The organism is Sulfurovum zhangzhouensis (assembly GCF_030347965.1).
GTDB classification, from domain to species: Bacteria; Campylobacterota; Campylobacteria; order Campylobacterales; family Sulfurovaceae; genus Sulfurovum; species Sulfurovum zhangzhouensis.
Genome location: NZ_JAQIBD010000002.1, coordinates 113,534 through 132,565 on the forward strand (window position 1 = coordinate 113,534; position 19,032 = coordinate 132,565).

The 19,032-nt window shown below is 39.8% G+C and carries 17 protein-coding genes; 6 read left to right on the forward strand and 11 right to left on the reverse strand.

The window, feature by feature from the left end; genetic code table 11:
* Positions 1-107 precede the first annotated feature (107 nt).
* Together PGH07_RS05735 and PGH07_RS05740 are read right to left on the reverse strand one after the other, a co-directional pair.
* Positions 108-2,504 (reverse strand): Lon protease family protein, encoded by a 2,397-nt coding sequence (locus PGH07_RS05735; protein WP_289413343.1) that lies wholly within the window; start codon positions 2,502-2,504, stop codon positions 108-110.
* 81 nt (positions 2,505-2,585) lie between these two features.
* Positions 2,586-3,224, reverse strand: a complete 639-nt coding sequence (locus tag PGH07_RS05740; protein ID WP_289413347.1) for a class I SAM-dependent methyltransferase — start codon at positions 3,222-3,224, stop codon at positions 2,586-2,588.
* Positions 3,225-3,288: 64 nt separating this feature from the next.
* On the opposite strand from PGH07_RS05740, the gene PGH07_RS05745 reads away from it, so the two are divergent.
* Both PGH07_RS05745 and PGH07_RS05750 read left to right on the forward strand, forming a co-directional pair.
* Positions 3,289-4,389, forward strand: a complete 1,101-nt coding sequence (locus PGH07_RS05745; protein ID WP_289413349.1) for a TRAP transporter substrate-binding protein — start codon at positions 3,289-3,291, stop codon at positions 4,387-4,389.
* A 279-nt stretch (positions 4,390-4,668) separates the two neighbouring features.
* Positions 4,669-6,294 (forward strand): hypothetical protein, encoded by a 1,626-nt coding sequence (locus PGH07_RS05750; RefSeq protein ID WP_289413351.1) that lies wholly within the window; start codon positions 4,669-4,671, stop codon positions 6,292-6,294.
* A 96-nt stretch (positions 6,295-6,390) separates the two neighbouring features.
* Here the strand turns inward: PGH07_RS05750 and PGH07_RS05755 are convergent, their stop codons facing one another.
* The 3 genes from PGH07_RS05755 to fabI form a co-directional block, all read right to left on the reverse strand.
* Positions 6,391-7,668, reverse strand: a complete 1,278-nt coding sequence (locus tag PGH07_RS05755) for a DUF302 domain-containing protein (RefSeq protein WP_289413352.1) — start codon at positions 7,666-7,668, stop codon at positions 6,391-6,393.
* Positions 7,669-7,826: 158 nt separating this feature from the next.
* Complete coding sequence (gene rlmB / locus PGH07_RS05760; protein ID WP_289413355.1) at positions 7,827-8,582, reverse strand: 23S rRNA (guanosine(2251)-2'-O)-methyltransferase RlmB; 756 nt, start codon at positions 8,580-8,582, stop codon at positions 7,827-7,829.
* A complete protein-coding gene (gene fabI / locus PGH07_RS05765; protein ID WP_289413356.1) occupies positions 8,583-9,407 on the reverse strand; it encodes an enoyl-ACP reductase FabI in 825 nt (274 codons plus the stop codon).
* A gap of 87 nt (positions 9,408-9,494) precedes the next feature.
* Here fabI and PGH07_RS05770 point away from each other — a divergent pair, with 87 nt between their 5' ends.
* The gene (locus PGH07_RS05770) at positions 9,495-9,986 is read left to right on the forward strand and encodes an asparaginase domain-containing protein (protein ID WP_289413358.1); all 492 of its coding nucleotides are present in this window, start codon (positions 9,495-9,497) and stop codon (positions 9,984-9,986) included.
* On the opposite strand, the gene PGH07_RS05775 is transcribed toward PGH07_RS05770, so the two are convergent.
* Positions 9,973-10,668, reverse strand: a complete 696-nt coding sequence (locus PGH07_RS05775) for an alpha/beta fold hydrolase (RefSeq protein ID WP_289413361.1) — start codon at positions 10,666-10,668, stop codon at positions 9,973-9,975. The genes PGH07_RS05770 and PGH07_RS05775 overlap by 14 nt on opposite strands.
* Before the next feature lie 7 nt (positions 10,669-10,675).
* On the reverse strand, positions 10,676-11,710 hold the full coding sequence (locus PGH07_RS05780) for a coproporphyrinogen III oxidase (RefSeq protein ID WP_289413362.1): 1,035 nt from the start codon (positions 11,708-11,710) through the stop codon (positions 10,676-10,678).
* 97 nt (positions 11,711-11,807) lie between these two features.
* Here PGH07_RS05780 and PGH07_RS05785 point away from each other — a divergent pair, with 97 nt between their 5' ends.
* Positions 11,808-12,158 (forward strand): hypothetical protein, encoded by a 351-nt coding sequence (locus PGH07_RS05785; protein ID WP_289413364.1) that lies wholly within the window; start codon positions 11,808-11,810, stop codon positions 12,156-12,158.
* Here the strand turns inward: PGH07_RS05785 and queC are convergent.
* Complete coding sequence (queC, locus tag PGH07_RS05790) at positions 12,142-12,834, reverse strand: 7-cyano-7-deazaguanine synthase QueC (protein ID WP_289413365.1); 693 nt, start codon at positions 12,832-12,834, stop codon at positions 12,142-12,144. The two genes, PGH07_RS05785 and queC, sit on opposite strands and share 17 nt — an antisense overlap.
* A 58-nt stretch (positions 12,835-12,892) precedes the next feature.
* On the opposite strand from queC, the gene ybeY reads away from it, so the two are divergent.
* Positions 12,893-13,318: an rRNA maturation RNase YbeY gene (gene ybeY, locus PGH07_RS05795; RefSeq protein WP_289413368.1), complete on the forward strand. Its 426-nt coding sequence runs from the start codon at positions 12,893-12,895 to the stop codon at positions 13,316-13,318.
* A 93-nt stretch (positions 13,319-13,411) separates the two neighbouring features.
* On the forward strand, positions 13,412-14,347 hold the full coding sequence (locus PGH07_RS05800; protein ID WP_289413369.1) for a calcium/sodium antiporter: 936 nt from the start codon (positions 13,412-13,414) through the stop codon (positions 14,345-14,347).
* A gap of 106 nt (positions 14,348-14,453) precedes the next feature.
* On the opposite strand, the gene PGH07_RS05805 is transcribed toward PGH07_RS05800, so the two are convergent.
* From PGH07_RS05805 to PGH07_RS05815, 3 genes are all read right to left on the reverse strand, one after another.
* Positions 14,454-14,978, reverse strand: coding sequence for a hypothetical protein (locus PGH07_RS05805; protein ID WP_289413370.1), 525 nt, complete (start codon positions 14,976-14,978; stop codon positions 14,454-14,456).
* 132 nt (positions 14,979-15,110) lie between these two features.
* Positions 15,111-16,877, reverse strand: a complete 1,767-nt coding sequence (locus PGH07_RS05810; RefSeq protein WP_289413371.1) for an Aq_1262 family (lipo)protein — start codon at positions 16,875-16,877, stop codon at positions 15,111-15,113.
* A 116-nt stretch (positions 16,878-16,993) separates the two neighbouring features.
* Positions 16,994-18,883, reverse strand: a complete 1,890-nt coding sequence (locus PGH07_RS05815) for a PhoX family protein (RefSeq protein WP_289413372.1) — start codon at positions 18,881-18,883, stop codon at positions 16,994-16,996.
* Positions 18,884-19,032 lie beyond the last annotated feature (149 nt).

Genomic DNA, 19,032 nt, shown 5'->3' on the forward strand with positions numbered 1-19,032 from the left:
TACTATTCTATGATCTAGTATCGTGCATAGAGATAAAAGGCAAATATATTTTTTAATATTACTATGCTTCGTGAATTTTGTCTGCTTCTTGGAGTTAATTTCGTAACTTACTTTTTCTTACCATGTGCATACTCTTTTGCCTTTTGTGAAAGCTCTTTGAGACGGGTCAGGACCTTTCCGTTCACCGATGTCGCAGGATACTCTCCTTTATCATCCATTTCACCTGCCTTCACACCTGTAAGGATTGTAATTCCTTCATCAATGTTCTTCACTGCATAGATAGAAAATTTACCTTCTTTTGCTGCCACCAGCACTTCATTTTTAAGCATCAAGTGCTTGACATTAGCCTCAGGGATGATAACCCCATAAGAGGCTTTGGGGTCATGATGCATACAGATATCAAAAAAGCCTTCGACCTTCTCGTTGATCCCGCCTACGGGTTGGACTTCACCAAACTGGTTCACAGATCCTGTTACAGCTATGTTCTGCTTGATCGGTATTCCTGAAAGCGATGAGAGCAAGGCATATAGTTCAGTTGATGAGGCGCTGTCCCCTTCTACTCTTCCGTAGGTTTGCTCAAATACCAGCGAAGCTGCAATACTTAGAGGCAGATCTGCAGCATAACGTGATCCCAGATATGCACTCAGTATCATTACGCCTTTGGAGTGGATAGGCCCTCCCAGTTCTACTTTACGCTGGATATCAATGATCTCCCCTTTACCGATACGGGTCGTAGCAGAGATTCTTGAGGGGATACCAAACTCATGTCCACCAAGTGAAATGAAAGTCAATGCATTGATTTGCCCGACTTTACTGCCGCTCACATCGATCATGATCATACCCTCATCTATCTGCTCATAGAGCTTCAGCTGTACACGGTTTACCCGGGCTTTCTGTGCAGCAAGTGTTTGTTCGATATCTTCAGCTTCTATTACTTTATGTGTATTCTTTTGTGCCCAGAAGTCAGCCTCTTTAAGCAGATCAGCTAAAGTATGCAGATGGGTAGATAGTTTATATGCATCCGACACGTCTCTTGAGCACTGTTCGATCACCCTTGCTGTTGCCTGCGGTGTCAAAGCCAGTAGATCATGTCTTTTAGCAATCGTCCCGATCATACGGGCATAAAGTAAATGATTTTCTTCATTTCTATGAAGTTCATCTTCAAAGTCCGCAGTCACTTTAAACAGCTCTTTAAACTCTGGATCGTAATGGTATAGAATATAATAAAGATATCTTTCACCTACCAGTACGACCTTGATATCAAGCGGTATCGGTTCGGGTTCCAGTGTAGTTGTACTGACAAAAGCATATTGCTTGGCGAGTGATTCTATCCGAAGTTCTTTGGCGCGAAGGACCCTTTTGAGCTCTTCATATGCAAAAGGCTTCATCAGCAGCTTTCTGGCATCAAGTACCAAATAACCACCATTTGCCTTATGCAGTGCACCGGGTTTAATCATACTGAAATTCGTTACCAGCGCTCCCATATGAGAAGCATGTTCGATACGCCCAATGAGATTTTGATGAACGGGATTATCTTCATAGATTACAGGAGCATTGTTTTCCTGTTCATGAGATATAAAAAGATTGACTTTGTAACGCTCAAAGGGAGAAGTATAAAACTCCATCATAAAAGACGGCAGTCCCATCTCCTCTGGCTTAACTAAAAAATCCTGTACATGTCTGACGATGTCTTTTTCCATCTCATTCAGGTAGTTTTTGATCTTCTCATTTTCAGCATAGCGTTGACGTACTTCATCTATGATCGAGTGTACCGCCTCTTTAGTGATCTTTTTATTCAAGGAGTTCAGTTCCTTTTGATGCACTTTATTGAGCTCAGTGATTTTACGCAGTGCCTCTTTCACCAAACCTTCAAATTCGGACATATCATTGGCGATCTTTTCTTTTTTCTCACCCTTGATCGCTTTAAACTCTTCAGGGGAGAGAACCTTTCCATCTATGACAGGTACAAAGGTGATTCGGCTGGATGATGAGATATTCATCTGTACATCACGCTTGATAGCCTCTTCCTGCAAATGTCTGAATATATCTGTTTGTTCATCCATAAACTTTTGATTGAGTGCTTCACGTTCATTAGTGTAACCACTGCTCTCGAAAACAGCAGGCAGCACTGTCTTAAGAAGTTCTATGAGCTCATCGATATTATCTCTAAAAGGCAATGCTTTCCCTGGAGGCAGTTCGATAGCTATAGGGGAACGCGGATCTTTGAAGTTATTAACATAACACCAGTCACTCGGAGCAGGCTCATTACCGGCCTTTTGTTCCAAGTAGCTCATCACAACAGAATGTTTACCACTGCCTGAAGGCCCCATAGCAAAAATATTATATCCATCCTGAGCAATCTTTGTTCCAAAATCTATCGCATCCAGTGCGCGCTCTTGACCTACAGGATGTTCTAGTGGTTCAAGCTCATTTGTAGTATGAAAGACAAATAGTGAGCTGTCGCAACTTTGATATAAAGCTGAAACGTCCAGGGGCTTTTTCATCATTAACTCCTCCCAAGGATTCTTCTCTTAAGTATAGCAAAAAAGAAAATAGGTAATGAGTACTCAGAATAAAATAAAATATTACCTTTTTCTTATTACCACCATATTTTTTCCGTTATCTCCTACAAACTCACACCCGTATATATTGCATAAGATTCGAAAGGTCTGAGGCGTAAAAAAGACAATATGTGTTGGATCAAGATGATAGTACCACTTTTTAAATGCTTCAATATCATTAGGGTGAAACTGTGTCTGAAGTGCCAGATAGCCACCCTCTTCTATTTTCTCTAAGAGTTGAGCAAAAACTCCTTTGGGATTATGGAGATGCTCAAAAACCTCGGTGGATACTATCAATTGATATTTTTTACTATTATTCAATTTTTCCGGGTGATACACAGGATCGTAGTAATCTGTTTCGATTCCCTCATTACTTAACATATCTGCTAAAAGCGAACTTCTTCCACAGCCGAAATCAAGTGCAGTTTCAGGTTTACCTACATGTGGCAGTACGAAGTCTAGAAAACGTCTGAAATAAGCCCGATAGCCTTCATCTTCAGGGTCATTTTCATGTAGGTCATAACGCTCCTTTTGTTCAGAAATCGGTTTAAAGTGTTCTTGTGACTTGCTGATACATTGACAATGAGGACAATAGTAATACTCTATTGCACTCTTTTCGTCAACAAAAGTTTTTGTATCATGACTACAGATAAGACAGTCCATTTTCATCCTTTTTAAACGTATGCTATGTTACTATTAAGCCAGTTAAATTAAGGATAGAATCAAGATGAAAAGACGGGATTTTCTCACCGCTACGGCTGTCGGTGCCACAGCGATCGCACTACAAGGATGCCATAGAGCTGAGAAAGAGACAGCAAATGATAAATCAGTCAATATCAATAAAGGGAAAAAGGTCACACTCAAACTGGCAACTTCCTGGCCGGCACACTTTCCTATCATGGGAACAGGTGTGGATCAATTTGCAGCCCGATGTGAGGAAATGAGCGGCGGCAGTCTCGAGATAAAGGTCTTTGCAAAAAATATCCTCGTCCCTGCTCTGCAGGTGTTTGATGCGACCAGTGCTGCACAGATCGATGCATTCCACTCGGGTGTCTACTATTGGAAAGGCAAAAACCTTGCCTTCTCTATTTTCGGCGGTATGCCGCTAGGATTGACAAGTGAAGAGATGATCACCTGGATGAAATTTGGAGGAGGTTATGATCTGTGGCGTGAACTTTACGGCAAATTCAATCTCTATCCGCTTATAGGCGGTACGACCGGCCCACAGATGGGTGGTTGGTTTAAAAAGCAGATCAATTCACTTGAAGACCTTAAAGGCCTTAAAATGCGTATTCCTGGACTCGGCGGGGAAGTGATGCAGCGCCTTGGTGTCAACCCCGTCCTGCTTGCTCCAGGAGAGATATTTACCTCTCTGGAGCGTGGTACGATCGATGCTACCGAGTGGGTAGGACCTGCTCTTGACAGTATGATGGGATTTGCCAAAGCAGCCCCTTACTATTACACCGGCTGGCATGAACCCGGATCGATCCTTGAAATAACATTCAATAAAGCAAGATGGGAAAAACTAAGCACTGAACATCAAGCGATCATTACTGCTGCAAGTGAAGAAATGACGGGGAATATGCTTCAGGAGTTCAGATATGAGAATGCCAAGGCACTCCAAGAACTTCCCGGGCATGTAGAGATCAAAACATTCCCGAAAGAAGTGATGGAAGCAGCTAAAATTGCCCTACGTGATGTACTGGCAGAACAAAGTGCCCAGAGCGAGGATTTTAAACGTGTTTTAAAGAGTTATGATGACTTTGTTGCACTGAACAAGCCTTGGGATGATATCAGTACGAAAAACTTCTTGAATATCAGAGGATAAGGCGTAAAACCTATCCTCTATCTTTTTTATTATCCTTAAATACTATACAATTTATTATCTTCTTCAAAATCTTCTATATAAAGAAAATTATTCATTTTATATAAAAATGCTTTAGATGCCTAATTATCGTTGTATAAGATATATATATTTAAAAATATAATTTTTATATTAAATAAGATATAAATTTATTTTTATTATTTCTTCAGATTTATTGATCTATACTGAGTAATAGGTGTACTGAAAAACAGTACTGAAAACTTTTGTAGAAAGGAGAATACTATGAAAGTAAAAAAAATATTTTACAGTATGGCAGCATTAGCGGCAGTGTGTGGTATGACTCCATTACAAGCATGGTATCTGCCATCACCTGGTGATACACATTTTGAACTTGATGGAAATATTGCAAATGGTGCAGCTCCAGGTGACGACTGGAGCGACATAAAAGATGGGAACTCTAGTGCTTTTAGTACTACTGACGGGATCGTCTATGACCCGCAAGGTACCTCCATCTTTACACAAGGTGGTTCTAAAGATGTTCGTCCTGTCAGTGCATGGAGACATACATCAGGATCAGTACCTGATAAAAACGAGATACTCAACATGGCAGCAGCAGCATACAATATTGATATTGGTGATGGTCCGGAGCTCATCGTCTATCTTCATGGTGACCGCTATTCCAATGACGGTGATGCACAGATGGGTGTTTGGTTCTTCCAGGAACATGTCAGTATGAACAATGACGGAACCTTCAGCGGTGAACATAGACTAGGTGACATTCTAATGCTTGCAGAGTTTGTGAATGGTGGGGCTAATGCACATGTCAAAATCTATGAATGGGATCCCAGTGAACCAAAAAATCTCAGATTAAAAGCTGAGGGGGTGGGTGGAGCAGCTCCGAACTACTATTATGCAACATCCAATGCTTCACCTACACCGGCTTGGACTACCTATACCCCTAAATCACTTGTTGATGGCTATCCAGAGCACACCTATCCTGAAAACAGTTTCTTTGAGGGTGGTATCAATCTCAGCTGGGTATTTCAAGGTGAACAAATGCCATGTTTCAGCAGCTTTTTGATGGAGACACGATCTTCTCATAAATATGATGCCCAACTCAAAGACTTTGCACTGGGCGACTTGAATACCTGTAAGCTTGAAGTAAGTAAAGAATGTCTTTCATCTACGCTAAGTAGAGTCGATTATGACACCTTGGATCATAACTACACCTACACGGTTGAAAACAAAGGATTTGGTGCTCTCACTGATGTTAAGTTAATTGATGATCAAGGTACACCGGCTGATGATACAGATGATATTAGCTGGTTTATCGGTCAGCCTTTAAGTTCAGGTGGCACATATGAAGGTAATTATACCGTCACTGATTCTTATTTGAACCCTCCGGAAAATACGATCTATGCGATAGGATATATAGGTACTTATGAGATGGCACCAGTACATGCAAGTGATACGTGTGCTCCGGTACAGTTGAGCCCTACCATTGACGTTACAAAAGACTGTAACCAGACACTGGAATCAGTCGGTAGTGTTACCGCAGTCAAACTTAACTATAGCGGTCAGGTATGTAATATCAGTGATGCCAATGACGCAAATGCCAGCAAGCTTGTCAATGTTGAAGTTACAGATGATCAGAGTGGATTGACCCATTATATCGAGGAAGATCTTTATCCTCTGAATGACCCTCAAGGACGTCCTAACTGTGCACCGTACACTGGAAGCTATTACCCATCAGCACCTGCTGTTGCTTCAGGCAATCCATGTGCCAACAGTTATTCTGATACAGTGACGGCAACAGGTGAATATAAAGTAGCAAAAGATTCAAATGAAACAAACAGTACCAGTGATACAGGTTCAGCAACCTGTGGACTGTGTGTCGACTGTAACTAACACAAGCATATCATGTCGTATCAAATGATACGACATGAAAGTGAGAGTACTAATAATTTTTAATGAATGAGGTAAGCATTATACAGATTGGAAAAGTTATTCTGTAATTACCAAATTTAAATTATGTTGTGCCTCAGCACTTACTCTATCTTGAACAGCATAATCAACAATCATACGAAGATCAGCAAAAACTACATCTGCAAGCGAGCTATACCCAATCACATCTGATTTAGTCAGTTGACCACCTATATATGCATTTTCCACAGCACCTTCAAACATAGTACCGAACATAAAATTCGGGTTCAAGAAACTGATCGCCATTGTTTGGTTTGTTTCATCCGTTTCATCTACATAAACTGTAAACTCACAAGGTAATGCAGTGATATATTCACTACCTAAAGCCGTAGCTTTTTTGGCATATTTAGGTGAACATGCTTCTACAACTTGAACATTAGGGATAGCAATAGGTTCAGGTCTTCCTGAACGCCATGCTGAAGCATAAGAAAGCCCCTCTAAACCTGTATTCTTATCTGCTGTACTGATATCAGTACCCAGTGCAGCGATGATTGATTTAGCTAGGGCCTTATCATCCACGCCTTTGGTAAAAGCACCGCCTTCTACACGTTTGTATTTATATACGACATATGGTGTACGTAAAGCAATATCATTATCTATTTTCTCTTGTGTAAATTGCGGTCCGAGTTCATCATAAGATGCAGTATATGCTACAGAAGCTGAACCGCTCTTGCCATTATTATCTTCAAGCCCTGCATTGATCATTACACGAAGTTCATTCTTCACACTTGAAGCCATTTGTGCAAATGCTTCATTCTCTTCAACCGTAAAATTGTTTTTTGCATCGGCAAAAAAGATATTGAAGATAGCTTCGGCATCCAGCATATCTACATATACATTCGTACCATCACTGTATACAGATACTTCACACGGAAGTGCCGAGCCATGAAAACGTCCGGTACCTATCGCCTGTGTTGCATAAGCTTTATTACAAAATTCTATCACTCTGGCTTTATTGGTTCCTACAGGGATTGGCAAAAGATCAGTAGTTTCCCAAGTTTCAGGACCACTCAAACCATCTAGCCCGCCGTTAGCACCGGCAATTACCCAGTTTGAAGGTAGTCCCAATTCAGTTTTTTCATCCGTAAATACTACATACTGTGCGATCTTTTCAGCAATTGAAGGAACATTGTCCCATGTCGCATCCGGTATAACGGCTACTCTTGTGTATGGGGTAATGATATCCGAAGGAATCGCCTGTGACTCATCTAGTAAAGTGGCATTACTACTATCACATCCATTCATTCCAAAAAGCAAAAGCCCAGATAGGGCCACTGATCCTAATAGTTTTTTATTCATTTATGTCTCCTCTTATAAATATTTATTATTTTTTCAAATTAGTGTTAATTTAGTGTTAAAAATTAGAAAAAGTTATTTATATGAATAAAAAATCTATTCTATTCTTTTTGATAGAGTAAAATAGAAAAGATATTTTATGAAATTAAGAAAGAAAAAATTTATAAAAAAGCTAATAAGGATGCAGTTACGGCAACGTTTAATGATTCTACGCCTCTTTGCATCGGTATAATGATACTTTCATCACTAAGGTTCTCTACTGCCTCGCTCACCCCTTCACTCTCATTACCCAATACAAAGATCGTTCTATCTGTATACTGCATACTTTTATAATTCTCTTTGGCATATGATGATAGTGTATATACCTTGGCCCCGTTAGTTTGAAAATTTTGTAGTGTTTTCGCAAGATTACTTGTTTTTATGATCGGCATTTTAAAGAGTGTACCTACACTGGCCTTGATCACAAGTGGAGATATCTGTGCAGCACCTTTGGTCGGAAGGAGTATCGCATCGATGTTCCCAGCTGCACAAGAGCGTATGATCATTCCGAGATTTTGCGGATTTGTCACTCCATCCAAGGCAATAACTCGATAGCTTTGGTGTGTTTGCAAAAAGTTCTCTTCATCACCGAAATGTTCCAAAACGATATCAAGTGCTACACCTTGATCCTGTTTTGCATTTTTGGAGATACGGGACAATGAAGCTTTGTCATGATATCTAATCTCAATACATCTGCTTTCAGCAAGACTCGTCATTCTCTGAAGCTGCTCATTTGGTTGATTGGATTTGGATAAATGAAGTTTATGGATAGTGATAGAATCATCTTCAAGTGCTTCCATCACGGCATTACGTCCGTAGATGGTCAGCACTTTGTCAAAAAAGGCTTTTTTAGCCAAATATTCTTGAGAATCTTTCAATTAAGCGTTTCCGTCCCAAGCTATCTTTGGTTTACCTTCATCACTGAATTCTACTGCAGGCATTCCCATGATGTTAAATCCGGCATCTACATAGTGAATCTCACCTGTCACACCTGAACTTAAATCAGAGAGCATATACATACCAGAGTTTCCTACCTGCTCGATCGTTACGTTTTGTTTAAGCGGTGCATGGGCCTGATTCCATTTAAGCATGAAACTAAAGTCACCGATCCCAGCTGCTGCCAATGTTTTGATCGGTCCTGCAGAGATCGCATTAACTCTGATACCGTCTTTTCCTAGATCTTCAGCAAGATATTTTGTCGTCATTTCAAGGGCTGCTTTTGCAACACCCATAAGATTATAGTTAGGGATGTACTTCACACCGCCATAGTAGCTAAGTGTCAATACAGATGAATTCTCTGAAAGGATTGGCTTTAATTCTCTTACGATCTCGATAAGTGAATAAACAGAAATATCCATCGCAATATCAAATGCCTCTTTTGAAATATCATAGAAACGTCCGCTTAGTCCTTCTTTTGGAGCAAATGCAATAGAGTGTACGATAAAATCGATCTTACCGAAATCTTTTTCCAAAGTCTCTCTCAGAGCAACGATCTCTTCAGGTTTACTTACATCACACGGATAAAGTTTTCCATTACAACCAAGCTCATTAGCTATTGGAGCAAGCTTTTGCTCAAATCTTTCATTAAGATAAGTGATCGCCATCTCTGCACCCTGCTCTTGACACGCTTTAGCAATACCGTACGCGATAGACTTTTTGTTTGCGATGCCTAGAACGACACCTTTTTTACCTTTCATTACCATACTAAATCTCCGAGTTAAAAAATTGTCGTATTTTATCATACTTGGAGTAAAATGCCGGATAAATAGCATGATGAAAGTTAGAAAGAAATGAAAAAATTATTGATAATCAACACCGGCGGGACATTTAATAAACAATATAACCCTATCGATGGTACCTTAGATGTAATCCAGGACAGCAGCATAGTTGATACGATATTGAAAAAATGGCTTTGTGAGTTTGAAGTCCTTAATATTATCGGGAAAGACAGTCTCGATATGACAACCCAAGATAGGATGGAGCTGCTGGCTACGATCAATATGAGTGACTATGATGATTTCATCGTCATACACGGTACGGACACCATGGAGCTCACGGCGGAGTACCTTGCTGATGCAGAAATAGAAAAACGTATCGTCCTCACCGGTGCAATGGTACCCTATTCTATCGATCCTACTGAAGCGGCTGCAAACATGGCTTCAGCTATCGGTTACCTGCAGAGACAGGATAATGATGGTGTTTATATCGCGATGAACGGGGTATTTGGAAATTATACAAAGGTAAAGAAAGATAGAGTAAAAGGGAAGTTTATTTATCGTTAGTTGCAGCATGCATTACCTGCCGTATAATTTCTGCACATTTGACAGGATTTGATTGTAAAATAAAATGTTCACCTTGAACTTGGAATAATTGAATATTTTTTGAAACCACTTCCCAATCATTAAACGCATTGGAAGATACTAACTTATCATTGGTTGCCTGAATATAGATTGTTGGTATATGAATTTTTTTATAACAATCTTCAAAACGAAGTTTTAAAAGTTCTTTTAATCTAAAATGAATTACTCCAGATGATACTTTCTTAATACTCATTTTAAATAACACTATTATTTCACTTTTTACAATAAAGCCCAGAAAGAAAAATCTAATTATAAAAGTTGGAAGAGGTAATGTTAATAGTTTTGAGGGTATTAATGTCAATAATTTTAGCAAGGAAGGTTTAGGTCTTTCTAGAAATGAAGCAACAATAATCAATGATTTAAGTTCTTTAGGTCTGATACTGGCAACTTGATATGCAATAGGACCCGAAAATGATTCTGCCAATAAAACAAATTCTTCTTTTGGAAGATGAGAAAGAACATATTGAGTTAATTCATCATAAGTCTGTTTTGTATTCAGATCATAAGTAATTATTTGCGTTTCGATACTACTGTCTAGTTGATTTATCAAAGGTGTAAATAATTCCCCAGTTCCATCAAGTCCCGGCAGTAGTACAAGTTTCATAAAATCTTTATTTATGATTATCCACCGTTGGCGGTGTGGAGTTACCGCTTGCCTGCATATCCAGTGCTTCGGGATATTTTTTGTAGTGCACTCTCACTACATTCGCCAGTTTTTGTTTAATCTCTATAGTTACCGGAGATGGTGATTCATCCGGTAAAACATCGATAATTGCCTCTAATAATTCATCTTGCGGCTTTGGCATTTTACTTACCCAGCTTTGAAGCAGCTCTTTATCTACATGAGAAGGGATCGAGCCCATGATACCGACATCATTTTGATCATGGATCAACAAACCTGCTGTGGTACCACGGTCCATTGTAAGTACCTGGAACAGATAAAGTGTATGATATTGAAGCTGCTGTGCCTTATCTTCAGCATCAAATGTTCTATAATAACCCAATGTCTGAAGCACTATACCGATATAGGTATCGATCACATTCTCTCCAAAAGTTTTCGCGAATGCCAGATCCTGATCAAAGTGGCCGGTATTGAAGTTTTCCAGATAGAAGTGGCTGACCCCTCTTGTTCTTCCAAGCACAGGGATATCAAAATACTTATCTCCTTGAGCTGTACCCTCCTCATAATATTCACCGGAAACCTTATCCAGCATCATATCAAACTCTCTTTGTGCAACACGATCAACTAAAGAAGGGTTGAGATCAGCCATGATACGCCAGTATCCTTTTCCCTCTTTCATCTGTGTCCATGAGATATGCATATGCATAGAAGGAGCATGAGGGTTTTGAGGATGGATGATCGTAGAGATCGCGGTAGCGGAACCAAGCTTCTTTGTCTCATCATCATCGTAGTGCACTTGAGAGATATTGACCGAACCTCTGTTAAAGACCAGTTCATCTCTTGTTTCATAACGTACACCGCCGCCGTGTCTACCTTCATCTCTAAGCCACTCTACTGCTTCACAACCGATGTCCCGGCCGAATGTATGACTAAGGTCATCTAACTTTCTCACAAAATAGCTTTGAATATCTTCAACTAATTGTTTAGCAATCTTCGCTTCAAGGGAGTGTGCAGGAGTCACCATCCATTTCCTTTATTTTTCAATCTGTTTGGAGGAGTATAACACACACTATGTTATACTTGAGAAGTTAATCGGTTAAAAAATCTACAGGAGTTGATATATGAAGCAGCACTTACTCTTTGCCGTCTTATGCGGATATCTGTTAACAGGATGCAGTGTGAGTACAAATGTCACACCTCCAAAGCCTCTTTATCATGCGTCTGAATCCCAAAAAGTGGAAATTTACAATACTACGATGAAAAATCTTGCGTTAAGTACAAAAAGTGATCCTCAGTATCAAAGAATCGCACTGGATACGGCAAAAAACAAAGCATGGTTTAAAGACTTGAGCTACAAACTATGGAACAGAGATATCACAAAAAAAGAGTTCATAGTAGAAGGGCTAAAACAATATCCTGATCATCAATATGAATTTGAGTTTATCGCTGAAGGGCTCAATCTTCAGCAGTAAGTGAATCGGCATATTCAATCGGGTCTTTGACCCCGGCCTTTGTAAATCCTTTCAATCTCAGTCTGCAACTGTCACATACACCACATGCCACGTCTTCATTTTTATAACAACTCCATGTAAACTGTAACGGAACATTACGTTTGAGTGCCTCGGCTACGATCTCTGCCTTACTCATTGCCACCAAAGGCATCTTGATCTCCAGGTTCGTTTCATCTTTTGTACCAAGATTGATCGCACGTTCCATCTGTTTGATATAGTTTTCACGACAGTCAGGATATCCTGAACTATCCTCTTCGACCACGCCGATATAAAGTGCCTGGGCACCATGCTTTTCGGCTATAGCCGTGGCAATGGAGAGAAAAATACCGTTTCTAAACGGGACATAGGTAACCGGTACACCCTCTTCAATTCCTCCTGTCGGCACTTCAATACTTTTATCAGTGAGCGCCGAAGCACCTATCTGCTCAAAAAAATCCAGATCGATCTCGTAAGACTCTATAGCATCAAGTGTCTTGGTGATCTTTCTAAATGACTCCAACTCTTTTTTCTGAGTACGTTGTCCATAATTAAAGTGTAATGCGATGATCTCATAGCCTTCATCTTTGGCGATCTTTGCGCTCAATGCACTATCCATACCGCCTGAGATAATACATACTGCTTTGGGGGTGACGTTCATATCATTCCTTCTGCCTAAATATGCAAGTATTTTACCAATATTTGGGTAAACTTCGAGCATGATAGAACTAGACAATCAAACAGAACTGGGTGTGGATATAGATGCACTGGAGAAGATCGCTTCAGAACTCACTAATGCTCCCATAGAACTAATCATCACCGATAATGAGACAATCAGAGAGCTTAACGCACAATATAGGGATAAAGATAAACCGACAGATGTTCTAAGCTTTCCTATAGAGCAGGTGATACCGGGTATGCCTTTGGGTTCCATCGTGATCTCTGAACCTTATGTCATAGAGAAGGCTGTAGAATTCGGGCATAAACCTGATGATGAACTTGCTCTGCTATTTATCCACGGTTTACTGCACCTGCTAGGCTATGACCATGAGATAGACAACGGTGAAATGCGTGCAAAAGAAGAAGCACTCATTGAACAGTTTGCACTGCCAAAAAGTTTGATTGTAAGAACTACAATAGAATAAACGAAACTAGTTTCGTAAGAGCAATCCGCTTAGGAGAATGCATGGAAATGGGCTTTGCTCCTTTCTAAATCAGCATAAAAAAGGACAACAACTGTGGAATTTTTGATATTTATTATCGCGATGGGTGCACTGATATGGGGTGCTGACAAGATCGTCGAACAGAGTGAAAAGATTGCACTGCATCTCAATATCTCAGAATTTGTGATCGGTGCAACGTTGGTCGCATTAGGGACAAGTCTTCCAGAGATGGCAGCCAGTATGGCTGCCAGTGCCAACAACCACCCTGAAATCGCCATTTCAAACGTCATAGGTAGTAATATACTTAATATCACACTGGTTCTTGCCATAATATTCCTGATCGTAAAAGAACTGAACCCGGATCGTGACTTCTTTGCAAAAGACAGTATCTGGGCACTAATGCCGATCATGATGTTTCTGCTCATGGCTATAGATGGTATCATCTCACGATTTGATGCTGCACTGCTTTTACTGCTGATGATCGCTTATGTGATGTTCCTTCTCAAAGATGCAAAAGGCCTGGGAACTGAAGAAGTTGATGAACTTGCAAGAGAAGAATTTAGCTGGTTTTCCTCTATCACATGGATTCTCATAGGGTTTATACTGGTTGTAGGAGGTGCAAACTTTGCTGTAGACAGTGCTTCTGGCATCGCAAGAGGATTTGGTGTCAGCGAATGGGTAATCGGTATCATCATGATCTCATTTGGTACTTCACTTCCGGAACTTGTCGTATCAGTTTCTGCAGCGATGAAAAATAAAGTAGAGATGGCTATTGGAAATATCATTGGATCCAACCTTGCCAATACAAGTGTAGTCCTTGGTGCAGCTGCAATGGTAAAACCAATGGATTTTGCAATGGGAAGTTATATCTTTGATATCTCTACGATGGTAGTGGCAACGCTTATGCTTGTCTTTATTGCAGCCAACAGGCTTTATAGTAAGCCTGCCGGTATCAGTCTAGTGATCGTTCTTGGATTGTTTTTGAACAATACTCTTCAAAGCCTCGCTTGATGCTTTTCATATTTCCAACCATACGCTGGTTGGAAGATTGTTTTATTTTTTACTCATTTAAATATATATCAAGAAGGTTATTCAACCATACTAACATTATTGATAGTTAAGACTTCCCTGCAATCCCATAACATGATTTACTACCTTTACTCCATCCTATGATCGCTTCATGTAGATTTTTTACTGTAAATCCGGATGCCGCTTTGATATGTGTTTTATGCGCTCCGACTTTTGTGATATCTGCTGCAAAAATGATGAATCCGTCATCAGGCTGCATAAGCATATTGGAATCATGTGCTCTAAATGTTACTTGTGTTTTTCTAGATGAGACACGATTTACTGATGTCTTATAGGTTGTTACCGTTGTATTAGGCATCATACTACCTACGACACCATACTCTACTGATTTATCAGGAATACAATAACGCACTTGTTTTCTAATATTTGATAGTGCTGTAGCATAATTGACATTGACATCTGTATTGGTTTTATGTAGAGTAGCCTTAGTAAACCCGGTTGCCTGATCGACTTCTTTCATAAATTCATTATGCGTTGTTGGTGCAGATGTTGATACACAGCCTGTCATTAGTAGTGCTGAAGTTGTGATAAAAAGTAGCTTTTTGTAATCCATTTCTTCCCCTTTAATTAAAATGAACGTTAATGATACTTTATATCAAAAAAAATGAAGCTTAATATGACTATTGAAATTACTAATTGAGATAATTGATTTACTCATCTCCTAACCTCATCAACTATTTTAAAATTAAAACTCTACTTTCTCTATCCCTGTAGGCTGACCGATCTCTACACTTTGGTGTACATTGCTCAGTGGCTTGACATGAGCATCTCTTCCGTAGATATAGCTCTGTTCATCTACGATCACTTTATAGGCTTTATTCAGCTCCAATGCCCTCTTTGCCGATGGATAGATGAGATAAGAGATATCCTCGCTTATCTTTGCTGCTTCTTCCTCCTTAAGTGTTCCATTTTGATCAAAGAACTTCTCTAGTACCTCATCATTTGCCCTAAACTCATCACCTGCATGATTGAGAGCAAGATAGAGCTGATACTCTTCTCTTCCATCTTTGGTCAGCGGCTCAGTGATGCCTTTGAATCCATTTGGATCCTGGCTCCAATGGTACCATCCATTTCGGAAATGCTTATACTCAAACTTTCGACCAAAAACAAACGTACTGTCTTTTATCGCTCCTATACCGCTGTGACACCCGATACAGTACTGGGTCTCCTCATAGTTTTGCGGTCTCAGTTCGCCTTGAGCATCTTCGATAAATCCCTGATATACCCAACCTAAACTAGTTTGAAGTCCCTGTTCAGTGTTACCAATGATCGTTCTAAGTCTGTTTGGAAACGCATCTTTCTCTTTGATCTCTGCATCCGTTGCATTTGAAAGCTGAGGATAGGTATTCCAGTTCACTTTTACACCGTAACGAAGTTCTTTCATTCTTTTAGCCATTTTGACGGAAGTATTGGATTCATCAATATCAATATATCGTACAGAGTGCAAAAACTCAGTCTTTTTTGGATAAAGACCGGGAGCGATAAGATACTCATTTGATGTTAGCAGCGACTTTGCCCTTCCTACATAGCTCATTGAAAAGTTTTCGATCTTTCCTGTTGCACTGTTATAGGTAGGAGCGATCCACTGAAAGACTATCGTATCAGCCATACCAAGCTTTCCATCTTGATCCAGATCTACCCCGTAACTGCTTTCATCCACTTCTGTTTCAAGGTTGATATCTTTTTCTTTAATCAATGCCTCAACAATTGCAAGGTTGATCTTATAGACCGTAAGATCAAAAACTCCCGCTTCATTTTCACGGAATACTCTGGGTAGCCGAATCAAGACATCATCTGTGGAACCGTTGGTAGGCCAGAATGTACCTAGGATCGGATAATACCCAAAAGCTCTCCATCCAGTGTAGTTTCCGCTCTTATCTTTATCAAAGCCTTCATTGTCAAAGTTAAAATAACAATCCGGTATATATCCATCCCACTTCCCGTTTTCATTCACATCCCAAACACTCGGAACATTGTTTAGTCTTTGAGCGAGTTTAAGATTGCCGTTTGCATCTTTATAATTATCTTCTTTGACATAATCCAGTATCTCTTCATCACTTATAGCGGCTACCGCATCCGTTCTATCTTCAAACAGGTTCGTGAATCGGTTAATTCGGGTATATTCTCCAAAATCATTATTAAGATGAAGTTCCGAGTCATTTACATAGTTTGGTTCTTTGGAATTGATATGGCAGGTAAAGCACGGATTATGGATATTACCATTGTTGTCAATTGTTTTGGTATAACACTGAGAGGTCACATAGGCTGCTTTATTGTTCAATGATACGGTTACTTCAAAATTAATACCGTTTTCATCTACATGGGAGAGGTTCTGTTCGGATTGCCCCTCATCATAAACACTCATATCAGTACTGCTGCAGCCTGCCAAATAAACTCCTAAAGCAGTCACTACGGTGATTGAGATGCCTAAAAATACATTGTGATTATTCATCGTGTAAATCCTTATTGTATAGAGAATACCTATTTGAGAAATATGAAAAAGATATTTTTTATGCAATAGAGGACAAAAAAGGGGGGGGTTCCCCTTTTTTGAGACAATCGAACTGATTATCTAAGTCCTTTACCGTCACCTTCGATAAAGTCAAACGGTCCGACAACACCGATAGATGAATCTTTTTCAGCAGTGATGTCCGTTGAGAGTGCATAATCAGGATCTGCTACATCTGTTTCACCGAACGGGTGCTGAGTCGTAAGCGTCATATACCCAAATCCGTTAATATCTTTATACCAGTAAGGAGAAGTCGTTTCAGAACCATAAGGTGTAGATACGATTCTAGTCAATTCACCTGTTTGTGTATTCATCGCCCATACAAAGTCGTTTGGATGCCCATCAGTATCCTCACCGATCGCCAGGATGTTAGAACCTTGAAGGTATGTAACGTTATCCGGATTTGAGATTCCATCTACATCACAAGTATAGGCAACATACGGTGATGATGCATCATAGGTCTTAGGAGTACCGGCAATGATACCTGTCATGTTCACTACAACCATAGAACTGTTGATCGCATTACCTGTTGTATCGTTTACAGAACCGTGTACATCCAATGCATATACCGCACCACAACTGTTTTGTGAAAGCTGAACATCACCCTTAGTGTCACTCATGCCTTTAGATACCTGACTCATCGCAACATAAAGCTTATTATCATCAGGATTGAACGTAATACCTTCTTCTTTTCTAAATTCAGTCGTAGCACCTAGCAATGCAGCATATCTTCTTGTCTCCATGAAAGCAGCAGCCTTCTCCTGTCCTGCAACAACATTCAGACACTCATCACCGGCTGCAGTAAAAGTATGAGTAAATCCTGCAGCACATCCTGTTTCCGGGTTAGCTGTAGTGTTATAGTCCGATGTATTAAAGATATCACTAAACTTCGGTTGAGTTGAGACAATAGCCTTAATCTCTGCATCCGTTGCATTTCCAAGTTTTATCCAAGTGATATTTGCTTCACCACCTTTTGAAGTATTAGCAGTCTGATTCCATTTCGCAGCATAAAGTGTACCTGCACTTAGGTCCTGTGCTTTGTCTGCAATATACATATAGAAACCTACATTTGTACCGTCATCAGAAAGATATACTGTCTTTTCATCCGGCATTACATAACCCATTTCCCAAGCTGCTCTACCCATAGAGAAGTGTTTCGTATAAGTATATGTTGGTTTTGCATTGCTGGCGTCTACTTTAACTTCCGGGATATATCCATAGTAGTAAGGGTTGTTATTATGCATTTCATTGGCATTGTTCTCATCTTTCCAGTAGTATTTCGTTACTTCATCAAAATTCTTATCGCCTGTAAGTTTTGTTACCGGGTCCATAGTAAGTGAACGTGCATTAGGCTCATACTCTTCTGATCCGAGATGAGAGTTCCATGGTGTTGTCATACCAGCACAGTGCACCCAACCGCCGAAATCATCTTTTTGGCTGATATATTGCATTGAGTTTTCTTTAACACTAAGCTCACCTGTCGTACTGTCCTGTTCAAGTTCAAAACCATACATCGCTCCTACTGCACATTCAAACTGAGCAACCATAAAGATTCTTCCATCCATTTGAAGGATCGAAGAGTGATCAAGTCCTGAACCTCGTGCATTACCGTTAGCTCCGTCACAGATGTACGGTGAACCATCCGTATAATTAATTGGTTGATCAGTGTAGTCTTTAATCAGACCAAAAGTTTCTCCGTTGTTAATATCTCTTGCTTTCATAAGCTGAGTATAGAAAAGATCATCAGTTTCACCTTTTGCGTAAGTTACACTGTCAGAAGTTTTGATTGCCATTTTATCAGCATCAGTTACAGGTGCAGAAACTTCGCTAAAGCTTTCTACTGCGATGCTTGCTCCAGCAGTGCTTGCTGTATTATTATCATTACTATTGCATCCTGTCAATATCCCCATCAATGCTGTTGCAGCAGCAAGACTTATCCATGTTTTCACAATATTCTCCTTGTTTTAATTTGTGGCAGGCGAATAGTAAAGCACTTTGATAACAAATCTATATCATTTTAATAACTTTTTTGTATCTAAATTTTTTCTTATGATCCTTTATCTCATCAAATTCATCTATCAACCTTTTCATTTTTATG